The following is a 16,901-nucleotide window of genomic DNA, read 5'->3' on the forward strand; positions in this document are numbered from 1 at the left end:
TTAATGTGAAATGGCATACGACTATCTCCACATTGAGGTGTACATATGATCAGAAGAACGTTCAGTAAAATCGTTTCCGCGCTAATCGCCGTGGAGATGGTGTTCGGCTTAATGTTTGCAGGGGGGCCGGCCTTCGCGGCTGCGACAACACCGGGTACGCCGTACAAGGCGGACGGAAGTTATGACGTAACCGTCCCGCACGTCTTCGTCAATCAGGTATTCGGCAGCGGACTGTCGAGCGCGACGGGCACGTTCGTTTCAAACGGGTTTATCGAGCTCTATAATCCGACGAGCGGCGATGTGGACCTCGGCGGCTGGTCGCTGCAATATGCGGATTGCGCCAAGCCGACGGACGTCTGCAAAACCACCGGAGCAAGCGGCGCGTGGGACAAGCTCGATCTTCAGGGGACGATCAAAGCGCATTCTTCTTTTCTGATCAAAGCAAATCCTACGGGAGATACGACTTATAACCTGGACCTCACGAACAAGGGCGACCAGGTATGGAACCGCAGCATTCACAGCAAGGGCGTCAAGGTTGTGCTGATGAGCAACCGGACGCTGCTGGAAGAGAGCAACAAAAACCCGTTTGCCACAAAGCCGGAAGGCTACGTGGATATGGTAGGGACGGTCGGCAACGATGCAGGCTCGAAAATCGACGGATATGAGACGACTTCCCTGACCTACACGACGGGAACCTCGAAGAAAAAAGCGGCTATTCGGCTCAGTCTGAGCGATACGGACGATACCGGCAAGGATTTTGGCATCATCGATTATGATAGCGCCAGCGCACAAGACCGCGCGGCCAAAGGTCCCCGCGACGGCAATGACGGCGTTTGGGGCGTCGAGCCGCTAGGACTCACGAACGCCTCATTGCCGACCGGACTGGTTGGTTCGCCTTACGCTGTAACCTTGGCCGCGTACGGCGGGGTTAAGCCTTACACATTCACGGCAACCGGATTGCCTTCCGGACTGACGCTGAATGCAGCCACGGGCGTCATCTCCGGTACGCCGGCACCCGATGCGCAAGGAACGGCATCCGTTTCCTTGACGGTACAGGATAACGCGCAGCCTGCGGCTTCCGTATCGACTATATTATCGCTTGTAATCGCACCTGCAGCTGTCACAGGCGCTGAACGTGCAGCTCTACTGAAACAATCCATTCAAGCGAACAATACGAACTTCAACGATCCGGTCATGAAAGCCGGGAAATACGTCCTGCAAGCGGCAAGCGGCTTTAACTTTTATCGGGGCAATCCCAACTTGTTCTTTAACGATCTGGATGCTTTGATTGCCGTTCCGGATGCGTGGAAGCAATGGGATTTGAACACGTGGATTCAAGGCGACGCCCACTTGCAAAATGTCGGCACCTTCGAGAACGTCGGCGGCGAAGCCCAGTTTTCGCTGAACGATTTCGATGCTTCGTATGCCGGGCCCTTTTACCTGGATCTGCTGCGGATGGTTCCGAGCATCTACCTGGAACGCGACCAAGGGGCAAGCGCCGCGGAACGGAACCTGTCCGACGGCGATATCGCAGGGATCGCAGCGGACTTCCTGGACGAGTACCGGGATACGCTGCTTGACATTAGAAATAGCGTCATCGATACGACGTATACGCTAACTTCCGATCATCTGGACGGATTCACGAAAACGATGCTTGATAAAATGGCGACCACGACCAGGAAGCAGCAGCTCGACAAAGCCGCGCCGGTCGGCGGCAATGGACAACGCGCATTTAAATCCGACGCCAAGTATGTCGTGATGACCGAAACGGAAAAGAATGCGTTCCTGGCTTCATGGCAGGAATACTTGAACAGCATTCAGAGTTTTGCGGCTGATAAAACGGCAGAAAATCCGGATTATTTCAAGGTGAAGGACGTTGTCTATCGTGTCAATCAAGGGAACGCGAGCATTGGTTCGATCCGCTACAATGCGGTAATCGAAGGTGCGAGCAGCGGTCCTGACGATGACATTCTGATGGATATCAAACAAGAAGCGATGCCCGTCTATTTGCAATCTCTTGGGATGGACCTGACGGATTATGTGAAGCAATTCGGCGACAACCATGGGAAACGCGCGACGGAAGCCTATCGAAAATTGACGCAAAATCCCGATCCGTTTGCCGGCTGGATGCAGCTTGGCGGCAACTCGTTCGTCGTACGCCCGATCGCGGTCAGCAAGGGCGACTACACCGACATGAGCGGGGCATTCGCTTCGGGCAATGACCTGGATAATTATCTGAAGTACTCGGCGCAAGCTTTGGCATTGGGTCATGCCCGCGCCACCGCGGGGTTTGCAGGCAGCTTTGCGGCAGCGCTCGCGGACGACGCCGCATGGAGCGCCTTCAAGCTAACGCTGATGAATGCTGCGGAGACCTATTATCGCCAAGTCGTGGCGGATTACGGCTCGGTAAAATCCGACATGAACGGCGGGGCGCTGTTAGACGTCAAGCATCTGCAAGCGCTGACTGTTAGCGGCGGAACGTTGTCCCCGGCATTCGGCGCGTTCGATGCCCGCGGCGCTTACGGCGATACGGCTCCGGCACGCAGCTATTCCGTATCCGTAGCGGAAGGCGCCTCTTCAATTACCGTTCAAGCTGCGGCGGCGGACAGCCTGGCGGGCGTGGATGTAGCAGGAACTAGCGGAACGGGCACGGCGTCGAAAACGATAGAAGTCGTCGCCGGCATGTCCCCGGTCGAAGTGAAAGTAACGGCCCGAGACGGTTCGACCATGACGTATTCGCTGGCGGTCAAACTTCCGGCAGAACCGGAAAGTCCGACGTATACGATCGGCGAATTGTCCAATCTGACCATGAAGCCGTTGACGATCGGCTACGCGGCAGCCGCGCAGGAGACCAAAAAGGTTACTTTGACGCGGACGGGTACGGGAGATCTGACCAACCTGGCAGCGCAGCTAAGCGGCACGAACGCGGGCAGCTTCACAGTCGCGCAGCCGGCCTTAACGACGCTGGACAATACGGCAGCCGCTACGACGTTTAGCGTGCAAGCAAAAGACGGGCTGATCGCCGGAACCTATACGGCGACGGTTACCGTGACGGCGGACAAAATGACGCCGGTGACTTTTACCGTGACGCAGGTCGTGAACGTGGCGGAATCGTCTACGGGCCCGGCGATGACGGACAAAATTGTCGTCGAGAAGCTCGGCTCGTTTATCGCCGACAGTCCGAATGACGACGGCGGCGTCGCGGAGATCGTGAAGTACAACAAGGATAACGGCCGCTTCTATCTGGTAGACGGCGCGGGCAACCCGCCGACGCTGAAAATCGTCGCGCTTGGCGACGGTACGTCCCCCAAGCTGGTCGAGACGGTGCGCGTCAATGAGCTGGCCGAGAAGGACGGCTTCGTCTACGGGGACCTGACGAGCGTCGACATCAATACGACAGCGAAGCGGGTAGCGATCTCCGTTCAGGAGAAGGATCCGATGAAGGCCGGCAAAATTTTGGTGCTGGACTACGACGGCAAGCTGATCCGCGAATATGAGGCGGGCGTGCAGCCGGATATGATCAAATCGACGGCCGACGGCAGATACATTTTGACGGCCGACGAAGGCGAGCCGCGCACGAAGGGCCTCGATCCGGAAGGCAGCGTCACGATTGTCGATACGTCGACAAATACGGTGAAGCATGCGAAGTTTGACGACCCGACGGTCATCGGCGACGGCGTGCAAATCCGCGGCGCCGGCGACGCAACGACCGGACAGATCACGAGCAGCGGGTCGAAGGCGGACGCGGTGCGCGATCTGGAGCCCGAATACATCGCGCTCTCGATCGACGAGAAGACGGCTTATGTATCGCTTCAGGAAAACAATGCGGTAGCGGCGATCGATGTCGCTTCCGGCAAGGTGCTCTGGGTAAAGGGACTTGGACTGAAGGATTTGAACGATCCGAGCAATAAGCTCGATCTGGTCAAGGACGGCCGGATTCAGCTTGAAAACGTGCCTTTCTACGGCGTCTACATGCCCGACGGCATCGCTTCGTTCCGCGTCGGGAACAAGACGTACCTCGTGACCGGCAACGAAGGCGATGCGACCGAGTGGGACGGACGGATCAATTCGAGCTCGGTCAAAAAAATGAAGAGCAGCCTGACGCCGGGCTCGGCCGCGGCCGAATTCATCAAGAACACGACGCGCTACGACAGCGTCGAGGTTATGAGCGATATGGGCACGGACAGCCTCTATATGTACGGCGGACGTTCGATCTCCATTCGCGATGCGGATACGCTTGGTCTCGTATGGGACAGCGGCAGCGACTTCGAGCGCGTCACGGCGCAGCGGCTGCCGGAGCACTTCAACGCCAGCCACAGCAGCAGCAAGGCAGGCGTCGACGAACGCAGCGCGAAGAAGGGGCCGGAGCCCGAGGACGTGAAGACGGGCGTTGTCGGCACGCACACCTTGGCGTTTGCGGGGTTCGAGCGCATCGGCGGCGTAATCACCTATGACGTAACGAAACCGGAGAGCCCGCAGTTCCTGAACTATGTGAATACGCGCGACTTCAGCGCCGGCAAAGGCGAGAACGTCGACAGCGGGCCGGAAGGACTGGAATTCATCCAGGCGTCCGACAGCCCGACGGGTTACCCGCTGCTGCTGGTCGCCAACGAAGTGGGCGGCACCGTGTCGGTGCTGCAACTGAAAGTATCGAAGGTGTCGCTGGACCGTTCTTCGTTGTCGCTGACCGCAGGCGGTTCCGCCGGCAAGCTGGCTGCGACGGCTGTAGGTCCTGACGGCCAAACGGTCGCAGTCACGTGGAGCAGCTCCAATCCAGGCATCGCGACGGTAAGCGCCGATGGCGCGGTTGCGCCGCTGAATGCGGGATCCGCGACGGTAACGGCAACCACGGCGGACGGTTATGCGATCGCCCAGGCGGCGGTGACGGTCGTAACGGGCGGCGGTCCGTCCGCCTCCACGCCGACACCGAGCGCGACGCCGTCCCCGACGCCAAGCGCGACGCCGACGCCGACGGCCGCACCGGGCACGGAGGTCGAACAATTCGGCGACGTGACGCTCGAGACGACCGGCAGCAAGGCCGTGCTGAAAGCAACGACCACGACCGGAACCGACGGTTCAGCAAAGGCGGAGCTCGCGATTCCGTCGACGGCCCTCGCGAAGATCGCGGACGGCTCGGTCCGTTCGCTCACCGTCGATACCGGCACCGGCTCGCTTACGCTTGACGCGGCCGCTATCAAGGCGCTCTCTGCGGCGGCAGGCGGCGGAGAAGTGAAGCTTGCCATCGAGCGACTTGATGGCACGTCCGTCGCGGCGAAGCTGCCGGCTGCGCAGCAGCAGGCGGTGAAGGACGCGATCGGAGATCGTCCGGTGTTCGATCTGACCGTGACGACCGCTTCCGGCAAGCTGTCCGCCTTCGGCGGCGGCAAGCTCAAGATCGAAGTTCCTTATACGATCAAGGCAGGCGAGACCGCCGAGGCGCTGATCGTACACTACATCGCCGAAGACGGACATATCGAGACGCTGCCAGGCGGCGTATACGATGCGGCTTCGGGCACGCTGAGCTTCAGCACGCCGCACTTGTCCATGTACGGCATCGGCTACAGCCTGAAGACGTTCGGCGATGCGCAGAACAGCTTCGCCAAGACGGCGATCGGCTATCTCGCGGCCCGCGGCATCATTGCCGGCGTCGGATCGGACAGCTTTGCGCCGAAGCGCAGCGTCACCCGCGGAGATCTAGCGCTGATGCTGGCCCGCATGGCTGGCGTCGATCTGAGCAAGTATAACGCCGCAGGCGCAGGCTTCGGGGATGTGCGCAGCGCCGATTACTTCGGCAGCGCCGTCGCCTGGGCCGCATCCGAGAACATCGTCGCAGGCACGGCCGCCGGCAAGTTCGAGCCGCGGGCGGAAGTGACACGCGACCAGCTTGCGGTCATGCTCGTCAAGTACGCGGCTGCGATGAATTACACGCTGCCTTCGCAGCAGGAAGCAGTCGCGTTCGCGGATGCGAAGGCCATACCGGCCTATGCGGCGAACGCGGTATCCGTCGTGCAGCGCGCGGGCATCGTAGGCGGCAAGCCGCGCGGCGACGGCGCCGTATACTACGCGCCGAAGGACAAGGCGACCCGCGAGGAGATTGCCAAGATGCTGGCCGGCTTGATGCAGCGCATGGAAGGTTAACGCGAATTAGACGCACGCTTGAAGATCGCGTACAATCGAGGGATGAAGCGGGGCAGCCCGCTTCATCCCTTTTGTTATGCCGTTAAGGCGGCCGGGATTGCCAAGCCCAACCGTGGGTAAAAATAAAATAGATTGTCTCGCACGATTGCATAAAGGAGGGTTGACGGGTGACAACGTGGCTCATGCTGGCGCTGCTCATTTTCATATTCCAGTCCGGCACGATCCTCGTGCTGGAGTACCGCCGCCCGGCCAACGCCATGGCATGGCTGTTCATCTTGTTTTTATTTCCGATCGTCGGCTTCATTCTTTACTACTTCCTTGCCCGAGAGTACGTCAGGCGCCGCAAGGTGCGGCGGAGAGGCGGCCTGGACGAACAGCGCCGCGGCGAGATATTGAAGAAAAGCCATCTGATCAACGAGCCGGAAGAAATACCGGGCGGCCGGTTCGCCGACGAGGAGCGGTTGTTTCGGACGCTGCGCAAGGCCGGCGCGTCTCCCATTACGGGCTGCAACAAATCGAGAGTGCTTACCAACGGGCAAATGACGTACGATGCGATGATGCAAGCGATTCGCAGCGCCCGGCACCACATTCATTTCGCTACATACATATACCGCGACGACGAGATCGGCCGCATGTTCCGCGATATCATGATCCAGAAGGCGAAGGAAGGCGTTCAGGTCCGGCTCATTTACGACGGAATCGGCAGCGTCAAGCTGAGCAGGTCCTTTTTCGCCGCGTTCGAGGAGGCCGGCGCCGAATACGCCTGCTTTTTCCCGCTCCGTCCGGCTTTTATGAAGAAGCGCATGAATTACCGCAATCACCGCAAGATTCTTGTCGTAGACGGCACCAAAGGCTTCGTCGGCGGCATCAATGTGGGCGAGGAATATTTGGGCAGACACAAAAAGCTCGGCTTTTGGCGCGATACGCATCTCGAGCTGGAGGGCGACGCGGTATACGGGCTGCAGGAGGTGTTCTTGAAGGACTGGGAGCTCGCGACCAAGCAGCGGCCGAGCGATCCCGGATTTCTGCCGGAGCATGGCTGTGCGGGATACGAGGTCGTGCAGATCGTCGCGGGGGGACCGAACAGAAGGGCGGATGCGATCCATGAGACGTTGTTCGCGGCGCTGGCGACGGCGAAACGGCGGATCTGGATTACTACGCCTTACTTTATCCCGAGCGCAGGCGTTGTTATGGCGCTCAAGACGGCCGCGATGAGCGGCGTCGATGTCCGCATGATCGTGCCGCTGATTCCCGATACGAAGCTCGTGCATGCGGCGACGATGTCCTACGTGGACGAAATGATGAGCTGCGGCATCCGCTTTTGGCAGTATGAGCGCGGCTTCATTCATGCAAAAGTCGTCATCGTCGACGACCTGATCGCTTCGGTGGGGACGGCGAACATGGATCTGCGCAGCTTCTTCAGCAACTTCGAGACGAATGCCTACCTGTTCCACCAGGACGCGATCGCCGCGCTTGAGCGCGACTTCCAGCAGGATCTGAAGGACAGCAGGGAGCTGGAGCTGTCGTCGTTTCGCAAGCGCTCCGGCGGACGCAAGGCCGCGGAGGCGCTATGCCGCATGCTGTCCCCGCTGCTGTAGCATCATCTATTGAAGAAAGGCGCCTCAATTAGGCTTAAGCTGCTTCAATACGTCTCCCAGCCGCTGCGGCTTCATCGAGCCGATAAGATCGCCCCGCTCCCGCAGCCGCGCGGCGATGTTCAAGAGGTTGAAGTCGGTCGGGCTCGGATCGGCCCGCACCTCGCTCCAATCGAGCGGCGTCGATACCGGCGCTCCCGCGCGGGCGCGCGGCGAGTAGGCGGAGACGAGCGTGCGGCCGGGGTAAAATTGCAGGTAATCGAGGTAAATGAGCGATCCGCGGTTTTTCTTCAGCCGTTCGACGGTGAAGAGCTGCGGATTTTTTGCGGTCAAATACTCGGACACGAACTTGCCGAACCGGCGGAGATCGTCGTAGGTCGGACCGGGCTCGATGCGCATGACGACCTGGATGCCCGTCGCGCCGGACGTTTTGGGGACCGCTTCAAGACCGAGCGAGTGGAGCAGATCGCCCACTTTGTCCGCAGCCTCCATGATTCTCGGCTCGACCTCGAGGCTCGGATCGATATCCAGCATCCAGCGGTCGGGCTGCGGCTGGGCGATGCGCTCGCAGGATACGTGGAATTCCAGCGCATACAGGCTGCCCATCCAGAGCAGAGTCGGCAGCGAGTCGAGCACGACGTAACGGATGCCGCCTTCGGTCTCGATTCTGACATAATCGGGAACCGGCGTAGGTGCGTTTTTTTGATAAAAGGACTTGCCCGCATAGCCTTCGGGAAAACGAATCGTCGTTAAAAAACGGCCTTCGCTGTGAGGCAGCAGATAGGGCGCCAACTCCGCCAGCGTTTGGACGTAGCGAAGCTTATCGATGCCCATGTCTGGCCAGAGCAGTTTGTCGGGATGAGAGATGAGCAGCTCGCGGTCGCCGAGCCGAAGCGTGACCGGGGACATCGTGGCCGGTGCCATAACGCGTTCCTCCGTTCTGAAGCCATCCCTTTGAAGAGACGGCGCTCTCCCTAGTTTAGCCGGTAATCCGGCGCCCCATCCCTATGGCCATCCCCATGGCCCTTCCCGACAGCCGTCCTGGCGACTCGTTTGTCGGAGCGATTGGCGGTTACTGACCGCCTTGCGATCAAACCGCATTTTCCGCACTTTTGCCTCCGCACGCTCATACAACAATAAGGAAAGCGCTTGGGGAGGGATCGCTACGGATATGCCGCTGCTACAGCACGCAGGCGCGCTGTTGTCGCTCGCTTTAGTATTTTGGACGGGGTCGTCGCTGTTCGCCGTACTCCATCCCGGAACCGTGCTCGTCCTCACTCGCGGCGGTCAAGATCGGGAGGCCGAAAGTCAGGGGACGGCGCCTGAAAGTCGTATACGGCTGCAAGGCGGCTTGATGAGCTTGGCGGGATTGCTCCTGCTGGCGCTGCCGATGCTGATGTAGCCCGGTTGACGCCCGGATGTCGCAACATTAAAAAGAATGGCGCCGCAGTCAAGTGCTTGACTGCGGCGCCATTCTTTTTTTGTTATTCAGATCAGCCCGTGAACTCTTGTACCCATTCGCCGTTGTAGTAGGCGACGCCAATCGATTTGAAGTTTGCGTTCAAGATGTTTGCCTTGTGCCCGGCGCTGTTCATCCACGCGTTCATGACCTCAGTAGGCGACTGTTGGCCCATGGCGATATTTTCGCCGGCGTAGTTATAAGATACGCCGAACTGCTTCATCATATCGAAAGGCGAACCGTATGTCGGCGAATTGTGATCGAAGTAATTGTTGTTGTACATATCCTTCGCCTTCGCGTCGGCGACCGTCGTCAGTTTGGCGTCGGACGCGAGCGCGGACAGGCCGGCTTTGGCGCGTTCCTGATTGACCAGATCGACGACTTGAGCGGCAAAGCCGGATCGCTGAACGCTCGTGCCGGAGCCCGTAGAACCACTGCCTGAACCAGCCGGTACGGAAGGCGAGGTCGTCGGCGACGGTTTGGCCGTAGGTGCCGGCTTAGCTGTAGGTGCCGGCGTAGCCGCAGGTACCGGCGTAGCTGTAGGTGCCGGTGTAGCAGTCGGTGCCGGGGGCGCCGTCGGTTTAGGCGAAGCCACGGGAGCCGTCGTCGGCTGGGCGGGAGCGGCAGGCGAGGTCGTCGGCGTCGCGACCGGCGTCGATGGCTTCAGTCCGCCAAGCGTACCGCCATTCATCTGCGACAAAAGCGATTGCCAGTCGAACGAGCCGAGCAATTGCTGAAGCTGCGAAGCGTCGATCTTATATGTGTAAGTCTGTGTCGTCTGGGTGCCGGCAGTCGTCGCAGCGTTCGCGGAAGCGCCGAACGGAACGGCGAGCGACAACAAGAGTGCGCCGGATACAGCCAGTTGACCGATACGTTTATTATTCATACGTGCGAATTCCTCCTTAGAATGTAAGCCTGCGAGGTTAGCTGACGGGTTAGGTCGGAGTACGCCCCGCCGCGGTTGCGGCTTCACCCCGTATACTTGGTTCCCCCGTGCCCTGTCGGGCTTCGGCTCGGATGTCTCACATTCTATCAGCGGAATCTCGCTAGTTCACGGCATAAATATTACCACGGCCTATATATTGGGAATTATGAAAACGGCCGGTCCTTGTCCCGCGCGGCTTTCGATAGGGCCGGTCGCCGGTTCTTAGAATATTCTCATCGTCTTTTTTAGCAAGCCGATAGCCCAAGGAAGCAAAAGAGCCATACCCCATCTTAACGGCTTGGGTACGGCTCCATACGCAAAACAAATTCTGATTTGTCGGTGGCTGGACTGGAGGAAGGCTGCCGATTAAGGCTGCGGCTCGCTTGCCTTCCGTCTGCGCGACGTCGCAGCCTTGGTGCTTGCGCCGACGGCTTCCTCGCCGCCCGCTGCGGCAGCCCCGGGTACGGCTGGCTTCGCGCGCGTGCGCTTCGGCTTGTCGGCCGCAGGCGCCGCACCCGCCTCGCCTGTATCGCCCCGTATCGCCGACTTGCGTCCGGCGCCTCGGCTGGCGGCCGCGCCGGCGGCTGGCGCGTCACCCGTCTTTACGGCGGCAAGGCTGGCCTGCAGCGCGGACATCAGGTCGATGACGTTGGTCCGCTCCGCCGCCGGCGCGGTGACTACGTCGAGGCCTTGCCCGGCGACCTTGCGGTTGATGGCGTCCAGCATCGCCGTTCGATAATCGTCCGTATATTTGGCCGCATCGAAAGGCGCGGACAGCTGCTCGATCAGCAGCTTGGCCATGTCCAGCTCGCGGTCGTTGACGTTCTGGCTTTGCGGCAGGCCGGGCACGCCCGAGATCGCGCGGATCTCGTCCGGATAGAACATCGTCTCCATGCAGATGCAATTGTCTACGCAGCGAATGGCGGCGAGACTGCTCTTGCTGCGAATCGCGATCTTCGCGATGCCGATCCGCCCCGATTGACGCATCGCTTCGAGCAGCAGACCGTAGGCGCCGGCGCCGGCCTGATCGGGAGACAGATAGTACGTTTTTTGATAGAACATCGGGTCGATCTCTTCGAGCGCGACGAAGTCGAGGATCTGGATCGTTCGCGTATTTTCCGGCTTGATGGCCTCGAGCTCGTCTTCGTCAAAAAGCACAAACCGTCCCTTTTCATATTCGTAGCCCTTGGTGATTTCCTCCCACTCCACCGCACGTTCGCAGTGCGGGCAGCTTTTTGCGTAGGAGATCGGCGTGCCGCAAGCTTTGTGAATTTGCCGCAGATGAACGTCCTTGTCCTCCGTTGCGGTGAACATCTTCACGGGCACGTGCACGAGCCCGAAGCTGATGGCGCCTTTCCATACCGTATGCATGACGCTTAGCCCTCCTCATGATCCCTATATGCCTTCAGGATTCCCATCGTCGTATGTAGTTCATACCGTCTGGGCATCCTGTACCGGACGATCTTTCAATTCGATACGAACAACCTTGGGCGAAGGGAGCGACGTTCATGAGCGAAGACGGCGCAGCGGACGGTCGGGACCACATTTACGAAGGCCGCGACAACTACGACATGGACATCGACCGGATGATCAACGAGGGGCTCGGCGGCGGTCAGGTGACTTTTGACAACGGGCTTATCGAGGAGACGACAACCGATACGATGCGCGAAAAAGAAGGGGACGATCCGTCATGAATACGCAGCGGGCCAAGCAAATTTTCGAATCGAAAGATATGATTGCCGTATCGCTGGAAGGCCAGCCGGTTTGGATCGAAGAGGTGGATGAAGCGAACGGCATGGCGACGGTTCAAGTCGGGCAGAAACCGACAAACGTGCAGACGGTCGCTGTCGACCGCTTAACGGAGTAGCGCGGGGTTGGTCAAAATAGCGGCGAGGTCCCACGAAGAGACGCTGTACAGCGTCTCTTCGCCATGAATGGCACCGAAGTCCCGCCAAGAAACGCTGTACAGCACTTCTTCGCCACGGTTGGCACCGAAATCCCGCAAAGAGACGCTGCCCAGCGCTTCTTCGACACGATTGGCGCCGAAGTCCCGCGGATTCTTAATTCTTGTCGGGGACGTCGAATTCGGCAGCAAGTTTAACCTTCGTTTTCCCGAACGTCGCTTCTTTCACGACGCGATAGCGTCCGGGCTCCGGCCAGGATTCAAGCATTTTGAAGCCAAAGCTGGCCTCATAGCTTTCGCCTTTTTGAAGATGGGCCAAATTGGCTGTAAAAGCGATATCGGCTTTGTATGGGACAATGATCCATGTGCCGTATGCCTGCTTCTCGATCATGTAGTCGGAGCCGCATTCGAGAATCTGTTCGCCGAGGTTGCGCATCTCGATCCGGTAGGCGGCGACCGCCCCATCCTCGTTATTCCCCGACGGCAGCGGGTCTAATAGAAGCTCCGCGCCATAATCGGCTGTTTCTACGTTCGGCGCAAGAATCAGCTTAGGCACGACGGCCAGCTCCATCTCTGCGCTTCCGCATCCTGTCACCATATAGGTATCCGCCTCAGCGCCGCCCCTTTTCTCGATGCCGCCGCAAACTGCGGTTGATGTTGCGCTGCCGCCTTCGAGCCGCTGCTCTCTTGTTAGCTGAACGGACTGTCCGTCGAACTCGGCGGTCATCACGATCGGTTCTGCTTCCGCCGGATAGGTCACGACTTGGACGACTGCGGACCGCCGCTCCGCGACCGACTGCACGAACGCTGCGAGCGGTCCGGGGTTGAGGATGCGTCCGTCCGCTTCGACGACGGCACCCCTCGACAGTGCTGCTTTCCGCGACCAATCGGTGTCGACGGTTCTCGCGCATGCCGTAGACAGGATTGCAAGTATCGCCGCAGCGACAATGAAGCAGCTCCGCGCAAACCTCCGAAATACTCGCTCGGTAGGCACCATCTCTTTTTCTCCTTTGTCAGGTCCATAATTGGAGTTTCCTTACAAATGAGACGCGATATGTTTCCTGAAGGTTGCTTCTTCCCGGCAGAAAGCTCGTTTTCGCCGCATATGCGAACGAAGCAAGGAATAGGTATGAGGATGCGCTTCGCTGCGACGACTCAGGCGCGGAATCGGCGACGCAGCGTTGCGGCGGGAGTGGTCGCGGTCCAATGCCGGATAGGAGATTAATTGGCGATTAAATTATCGCCGCCAGGCGCCCGTCCGATGTTTGGAAACGCTATCTCCCGGGTAAGGTATTGTATATCCAACTTATGCAAGAGAAGGGAGAGCATTCATATGGATCGGCATACGGAAGGCTGGAGCGACAAAATTAAAGGTGCGGTCAACCAGGCTAAGGGCGAAGCCAAGGACCAATGGGGCAACCTCACCGACGATCCCGGTCTCCAGGCAAGGGGCAAGTGGGATAAAGCCAAAGGCAAGGTTCAAGAGCAGATCGGCGAGTGGAAGGAAAACACCAAGTCACGCACCGATCACTGACGCGATCCTCCTTATATACGGTTCCGCAGGGCGTATGAGCTTGCGGGACAAAAAAGCGCAGCCTAAAGGCTGCGCTTTTGCTATAATCTAGCAAGTCGGCGAATAGAGAGACGATGCCAGGCATACAATCGATATGGACAAGGACAGGCCAGTAGGCCTGAAGGGGCGGTTAATATGGAAAAGAAAACGGCGATTCGCAAAATTCCGGTACAGTACCCTTTAGGTACGAAGCAGATATCGGGATTCGTTCTGCTCTTCCTGCTCTCGGTGGGCAACGTGATACACGGCGCGAACCAATCCTTTTGGTACGTCCACGCGGGACTCATGACGCTGAGCGGCGGATGTCTCGCCTACCTGCTCATTCGCCGGAAAGCGCTCAAGGCCGAGCTCACGCTTGCGGGCAGCCGACTGACCGTAAATGGCCTAACGATCGAAGGGAAATCGCTGCGGGAGCTGCGGATCAATCGGGGTCTCGTCGGACTGCTGCCGCGCGGCAGACGGGTTGTGCCCGTGCGTTTATGCCTCGACCTGAAGGACAGAAGCGCCGGGCTTCTGTTGCTGCGCTGGGCCGAGAAGCAAGGCGTGCCCGTCCGGCAGGGGAGCTTCATGCGTTGGCTGTAATGAAGAAGTCAGGTTTCCTCGGATTCGACGATCGATTTGCCGGCGGCAAAGAGTACGGCGAGCCCGCCGACCATGCAGAGGGACAAAATACATATATACAGCATGCTGCGAAAACACCTCCTAGAACGATCAGCGATTGAGCAGGGCGAAAAAGACGGCAAGCACGATGGCGATACAGAGCGCATAAATCGAGCCCAGGCGCGTCCATTTCTTGCCCGTTCCGCTGCCGTAGCCCGCATTTTCGCTCCGGTTGGCCTTGGACCAGCCGACGGCCAGCGTGGCCGTGAAGCCGGCGATCATGACGAAGAATACCAAGCCGATCAGATAGGCCATGCTCATTGGACGGCATCTCCTTTTCGAAGCTCCCCTTTCGCCGGACTCCGGCTACGCAGTTCGCCTCCTTGTCGTTGCTACAAGCATAGGAGGCTTTTCGTCTGTCCGCATCCTCCAATCCGACGTTTTTTTAACCATCCAATTTACCATCCAATTATGGTCGTGCCTCCCTGTCCATGCTTGCCGGACAACCATGCGTAAGGCGATAATGGTAGCATTGGAGGGACGGCGTATGTGGCTACCCGATCGCGCGTCAAGCAAGCCGGTCTATCGGCAGATCGCCGAGCATTTCGAACGAAGAATTAAATCGGGGGAGCTGACGGCAGGCAGTCCGCTGCCCGCGGAGCGCAAGCTTGCCGCCGAGCTGGCGGTCAACCGGACGACCGTGATCCAGGCCTACGAGGAGCTTCGCGCTTCGGGCTGGGTCGTAAGCAAGGTCGGCAGCGGCACGGTCGTGGCCGGCGGAGACGCCTCTCCGCTGCGCACGGCAGACTGGCGCAAGTATTTGGACGTGGGAACGATGCTGCCGAATTCGGATGCGATGCGCCGGATCCGGTCCGGCTTGCGCAGGGAAGCCGGTCTCGTGGATTTCGCCAGCGGCGAGTTGTCGGAGGATCTGTTCCCGGGAGAGACGGTGCGCAGCATTTTTTCCGAACAGCCCTATGACGGTCCGCTGGGTTACGACGATCCGCAGGGCTACGGCCCGTTTCGCGAAGCGCTGGCCGCCTTTTTGTTGCGGCAGCTGCGCATCGGGACGTCAGCTTCTTCGTTGCTGATCACGTCGGGGTCTCAGCAATCGCTCTTTTTAATCATGCAATGCTTGTTGAGCCAGGGCGATGCCGTAGGCGTCGAGACGCCATCCTATTGCTTCTCGCTGCCGCTGCTTCAATCGGCGGGGCTGCGCGTCTATCCGCTGCAGGTTGGCCCGGCGGGCATCGATCCGGAGGATGTGGTGCGGCTGCATCGCAGACACCGGCTCAAGATGCTGTTTTTGAATCCCAACTTCCAGAACCCGACGGGGACGGTGCTCTCCGCCGAACGAAGAGCCGCATTGCTGAGAATCGCGGAAAAGGAAGGCATTCCGATCGTGGAGGACGATCCGTTCAGCTTGACCGCCTTCGACGGAAGGCCGCCGCTGCCGCTGAAGGCGGAGGACGCGGGCGGCCGCATTTTATACGTAGGCTCGTTGTCGAAGGTCGCGGCGTCCGGCCTTCGGGTCGGCTGGCTGGCGGGGCCGCAGGAGATCGTCTCGAGGCTGGCTGACGCGCGGCAGCAGATGGACTTCGGGATGAGCGTCATCCCGCAATGGCTGGCCGCCAAGCTGATTGAAGGAGAGGCTTTTGACAGGCAAATCGGCCGGTTGAGGGCCGGATTGGCGCTTCGCCTGGACGAGCTGCGCGCGAGCCTCGATTATCATCTGTCCGGCAGCGTGTCCTTCGAGCCGCCGGGCGGCGGCTTGAACCTGTGGGTGAAGTGGCTTGGAGATAACGATCCGCGACAGCTCCGGATGCTCGAGCGCGCGATGTCGGTTGGCGTCGCCTACGTGCCAGGTCAAGTATTCGGCGCGGAGGAGCCGAGCCTGCGGTTGTGCTATGCGAAGCCGGAAGCCGGGCAGATCGAGCGCGGCGTCATCCGACTGAAGGAGGCGCTGCTGCGAAGTTAGAGGAGGGCTGGGTGCCGGGAGGACGGCGAGCGGGTGAAATATCCGGCGAACGGTACGGTCTGAACCAGCGCTATCGCGGAACGGTTCAGCAGGAGCCAGCGGGCGATGCCGCTACCGCGATACGGGGGCTGCGGCTTGCTTGATGCGCCGCCGGCGAAGCATCCACAGCGCAGCGAAGAGCGCAGCGTATGCGATCGCGGGGGCGGCCGTGCCCCAGGCAGCCGGCGCGCTGAATACGAGGCTGGCGCCGGCGCCGTACGCGGCTGCCCGATAGGGCGCGACAAGCGCGGCGGAAGCCGATCTCGCCGCAAGCCGGGCGGGCACGGGAGCGCCGTTCAGCCGCGCGGCGCCCTGCCACAGGCGCCAGACGCCGGGCAGGGCCGTCAGCCAGACGGCCGCCATCGGCAGCGCGATCAGCGTCAGCTGCAGGGACGCCCGCCCGACCGATAGCGAGCTGTCGGCGGACTGCGACAGCTGCCAGACGGCTGCGGCTGCGCCGGTCGCCGACAGCGTGGCGAGCGCGGTCCACGTGAGCAGCTTGCGGGACCTGCGGGAGAGCCGCTCGGCCGATCCGAACCATCTCAGCTTGCCGGCCTTGCTGGCAGCCATCCATGCAAACGCGAGCAGGAGCAGCGTGAAGCCCGCAGCGATGCCGTTCAAAGCGCTGTACACAAGTTATTCCCCCGATCCATTCGTTCATTGTCTATAGCCATCATAACCTGGCGTGCGG

Annotated in this window: 15 protein-coding genes and 1 riboswitch; of the genes, 8 read left to right on the forward strand and 7 right to left on the reverse strand. The window is 60.0% G+C overall.

Annotated features, from left to right (window positions below):
* The first annotated feature begins 45 nt into the window (after positions 1-45).
* Together KB449_RS04355 and cls are read left to right on the forward strand one after the other, a co-directional pair.
* Complete coding sequence (locus KB449_RS04355; protein WP_282907197.1) at positions 46-6,138, forward strand: choice-of-anchor I family protein; 6,093 nt, start codon at positions 46-48, stop codon at positions 6,136-6,138.
* 182 nt (positions 6,139-6,320) lie between these two features.
* The gene (cls, locus tag KB449_RS04360; RefSeq protein WP_282912736.1) at positions 6,321-7,736 is read left to right on the forward strand and encodes a cardiolipin synthase; all 1,416 of its coding nucleotides are present in this window, start codon (positions 6,321-6,323) and stop codon (positions 7,734-7,736) included.
* Between the two features lie 24 nt (positions 7,737-7,760).
* Here the strand turns inward: cls and ligD are convergent, their stop codons facing one another.
* On the reverse strand, positions 7,761-8,657 hold the full coding sequence (ligD, locus tag KB449_RS04365) for a non-homologous end-joining DNA ligase (protein WP_282907198.1): 897 nt from the start codon (positions 8,655-8,657) through the stop codon (positions 7,761-7,763).
* A gap of 247 nt (positions 8,658-8,904) precedes the next feature.
* On the opposite strand from ligD, the gene KB449_RS04370 reads away from it, so the two are divergent.
* Positions 8,905-9,135 carry a hypothetical protein gene (locus KB449_RS04370; protein ID WP_282907199.1) on the forward strand — a complete coding sequence of 77 codons (231 nt, stop codon included), beginning with the start codon at positions 8,905-8,907 and terminating at the stop codon, positions 9,133-9,135.
* Between the two features lie 91 nt (positions 9,136-9,226).
* Here KB449_RS04370 and KB449_RS04375 read toward each other — a convergent pair whose 3' ends face one another.
* Entirely contained in the window at positions 9,227-10,078 is an 852-nt protein-coding gene (locus KB449_RS04375; protein WP_282907200.1) for a CAP domain-containing protein, read from the reverse strand.
* Between the two features lie 10 nt (positions 10,079-10,088).
* A riboswitch (cyclic di-AMP (ydaO/yuaA leader) is annotated at positions 10,089-10,216 on the reverse strand.
* Between the two features lie 267 nt (positions 10,217-10,483).
* Positions 10,484-11,488, reverse strand: a complete 1,005-nt coding sequence (ku, locus tag KB449_RS04380; protein ID WP_282907201.1) for a non-homologous end joining protein Ku — start codon at positions 11,486-11,488, stop codon at positions 10,484-10,486.
* 137 nt (positions 11,489-11,625) lie between these two features.
* On the opposite strand from ku, the gene KB449_RS04385 reads away from it, so the two are divergent.
* Both KB449_RS04385 and KB449_RS04390 read left to right on the forward strand, forming a co-directional pair.
* Positions 11,626-11,811, forward strand: a complete 186-nt coding sequence (locus KB449_RS04385) for a hypothetical protein (protein ID WP_282907202.1) — start codon at positions 11,626-11,628, stop codon at positions 11,809-11,811.
* Positions 11,808-11,984: an H-type small acid-soluble spore protein gene (locus tag KB449_RS04390; protein WP_282907203.1), complete on the forward strand. Its 177-nt coding sequence runs from the start codon at positions 11,808-11,810 to the stop codon at positions 11,982-11,984. Before KB449_RS04385 ends, KB449_RS04390 begins: the two co-directional genes overlap by 4 nt.
* On the opposite strand, the gene KB449_RS04395 is transcribed toward KB449_RS04390, so the two are convergent.
* Both KB449_RS04395 and KB449_RS04400 read right to left on the reverse strand, forming a co-directional pair.
* Complete coding sequence (locus tag KB449_RS04395) at positions 11,973-12,212, reverse strand: hypothetical protein (protein WP_282907204.1); 240 nt, start codon at positions 12,210-12,212, stop codon at positions 11,973-11,975. The two genes, KB449_RS04390 and KB449_RS04395, sit on opposite strands and share 12 nt — an antisense overlap.
* Complete coding sequence (locus tag KB449_RS04400) at positions 12,178-13,014, reverse strand: immunoglobulin-like domain-containing protein (protein ID WP_282907205.1); 837 nt, start codon at positions 13,012-13,014, stop codon at positions 12,178-12,180. Before KB449_RS04400 ends, KB449_RS04395 begins: the two co-directional genes overlap by 35 nt.
* Positions 13,015-13,353: 339 nt before the next feature.
* Here KB449_RS04400 and KB449_RS04405 point away from each other — a divergent pair, with 339 nt between their 5' ends.
* Positions 13,354-13,554, forward strand: a complete 201-nt coding sequence (locus KB449_RS04405) for a CsbD family protein (protein WP_282907206.1) — start codon at positions 13,354-13,356, stop codon at positions 13,552-13,554.
* A gap of 174 nt (positions 13,555-13,728) precedes the next feature.
* Positions 13,729-14,175 carry a hypothetical protein gene (locus tag KB449_RS04410; RefSeq protein WP_282907207.1) on the forward strand — a complete coding sequence of 149 codons (447 nt, stop codon included), beginning with the start codon at positions 13,729-13,731 and terminating at the stop codon, positions 14,173-14,175.
* 129 nt (positions 14,176-14,304) lie between these two features.
* On the opposite strand, the gene KB449_RS04415 is transcribed toward KB449_RS04410, so the two are convergent.
* On the reverse strand, positions 14,305-14,514 hold the full coding sequence (locus KB449_RS04415; RefSeq protein WP_282907208.1) for a hypothetical protein: 210 nt from the start codon (positions 14,512-14,514) through the stop codon (positions 14,305-14,307).
* A 226-nt stretch (positions 14,515-14,740) separates the two neighbouring features.
* On the opposite strand from KB449_RS04415, the gene KB449_RS04420 reads away from it, so the two are divergent.
* Entirely contained in the window at positions 14,741-16,171 is a 1,431-nt protein-coding gene (locus KB449_RS04420; protein ID WP_282907209.1) for an aminotransferase-like domain-containing protein, read from the forward strand.
* A gap of 111 nt (positions 16,172-16,282) precedes the next feature.
* Here the strand turns inward: KB449_RS04420 and KB449_RS04425 are convergent, their stop codons facing one another.
* A complete protein-coding gene (locus KB449_RS04425; protein ID WP_282907210.1) occupies positions 16,283-16,843 on the reverse strand; it encodes a hypothetical protein in 561 nt (186 codons plus the stop codon).
* Positions 16,844-16,901: the final 58 nt, after the last annotated feature.

Origin of the sequence: Cohnella hashimotonis (assembly GCF_030014955.1) — a bacterium.
Lineage (GTDB): Bacteria > Bacillota > Bacilli > Paenibacillales > Paenibacillaceae > Cohnella > Cohnella hashimotonis.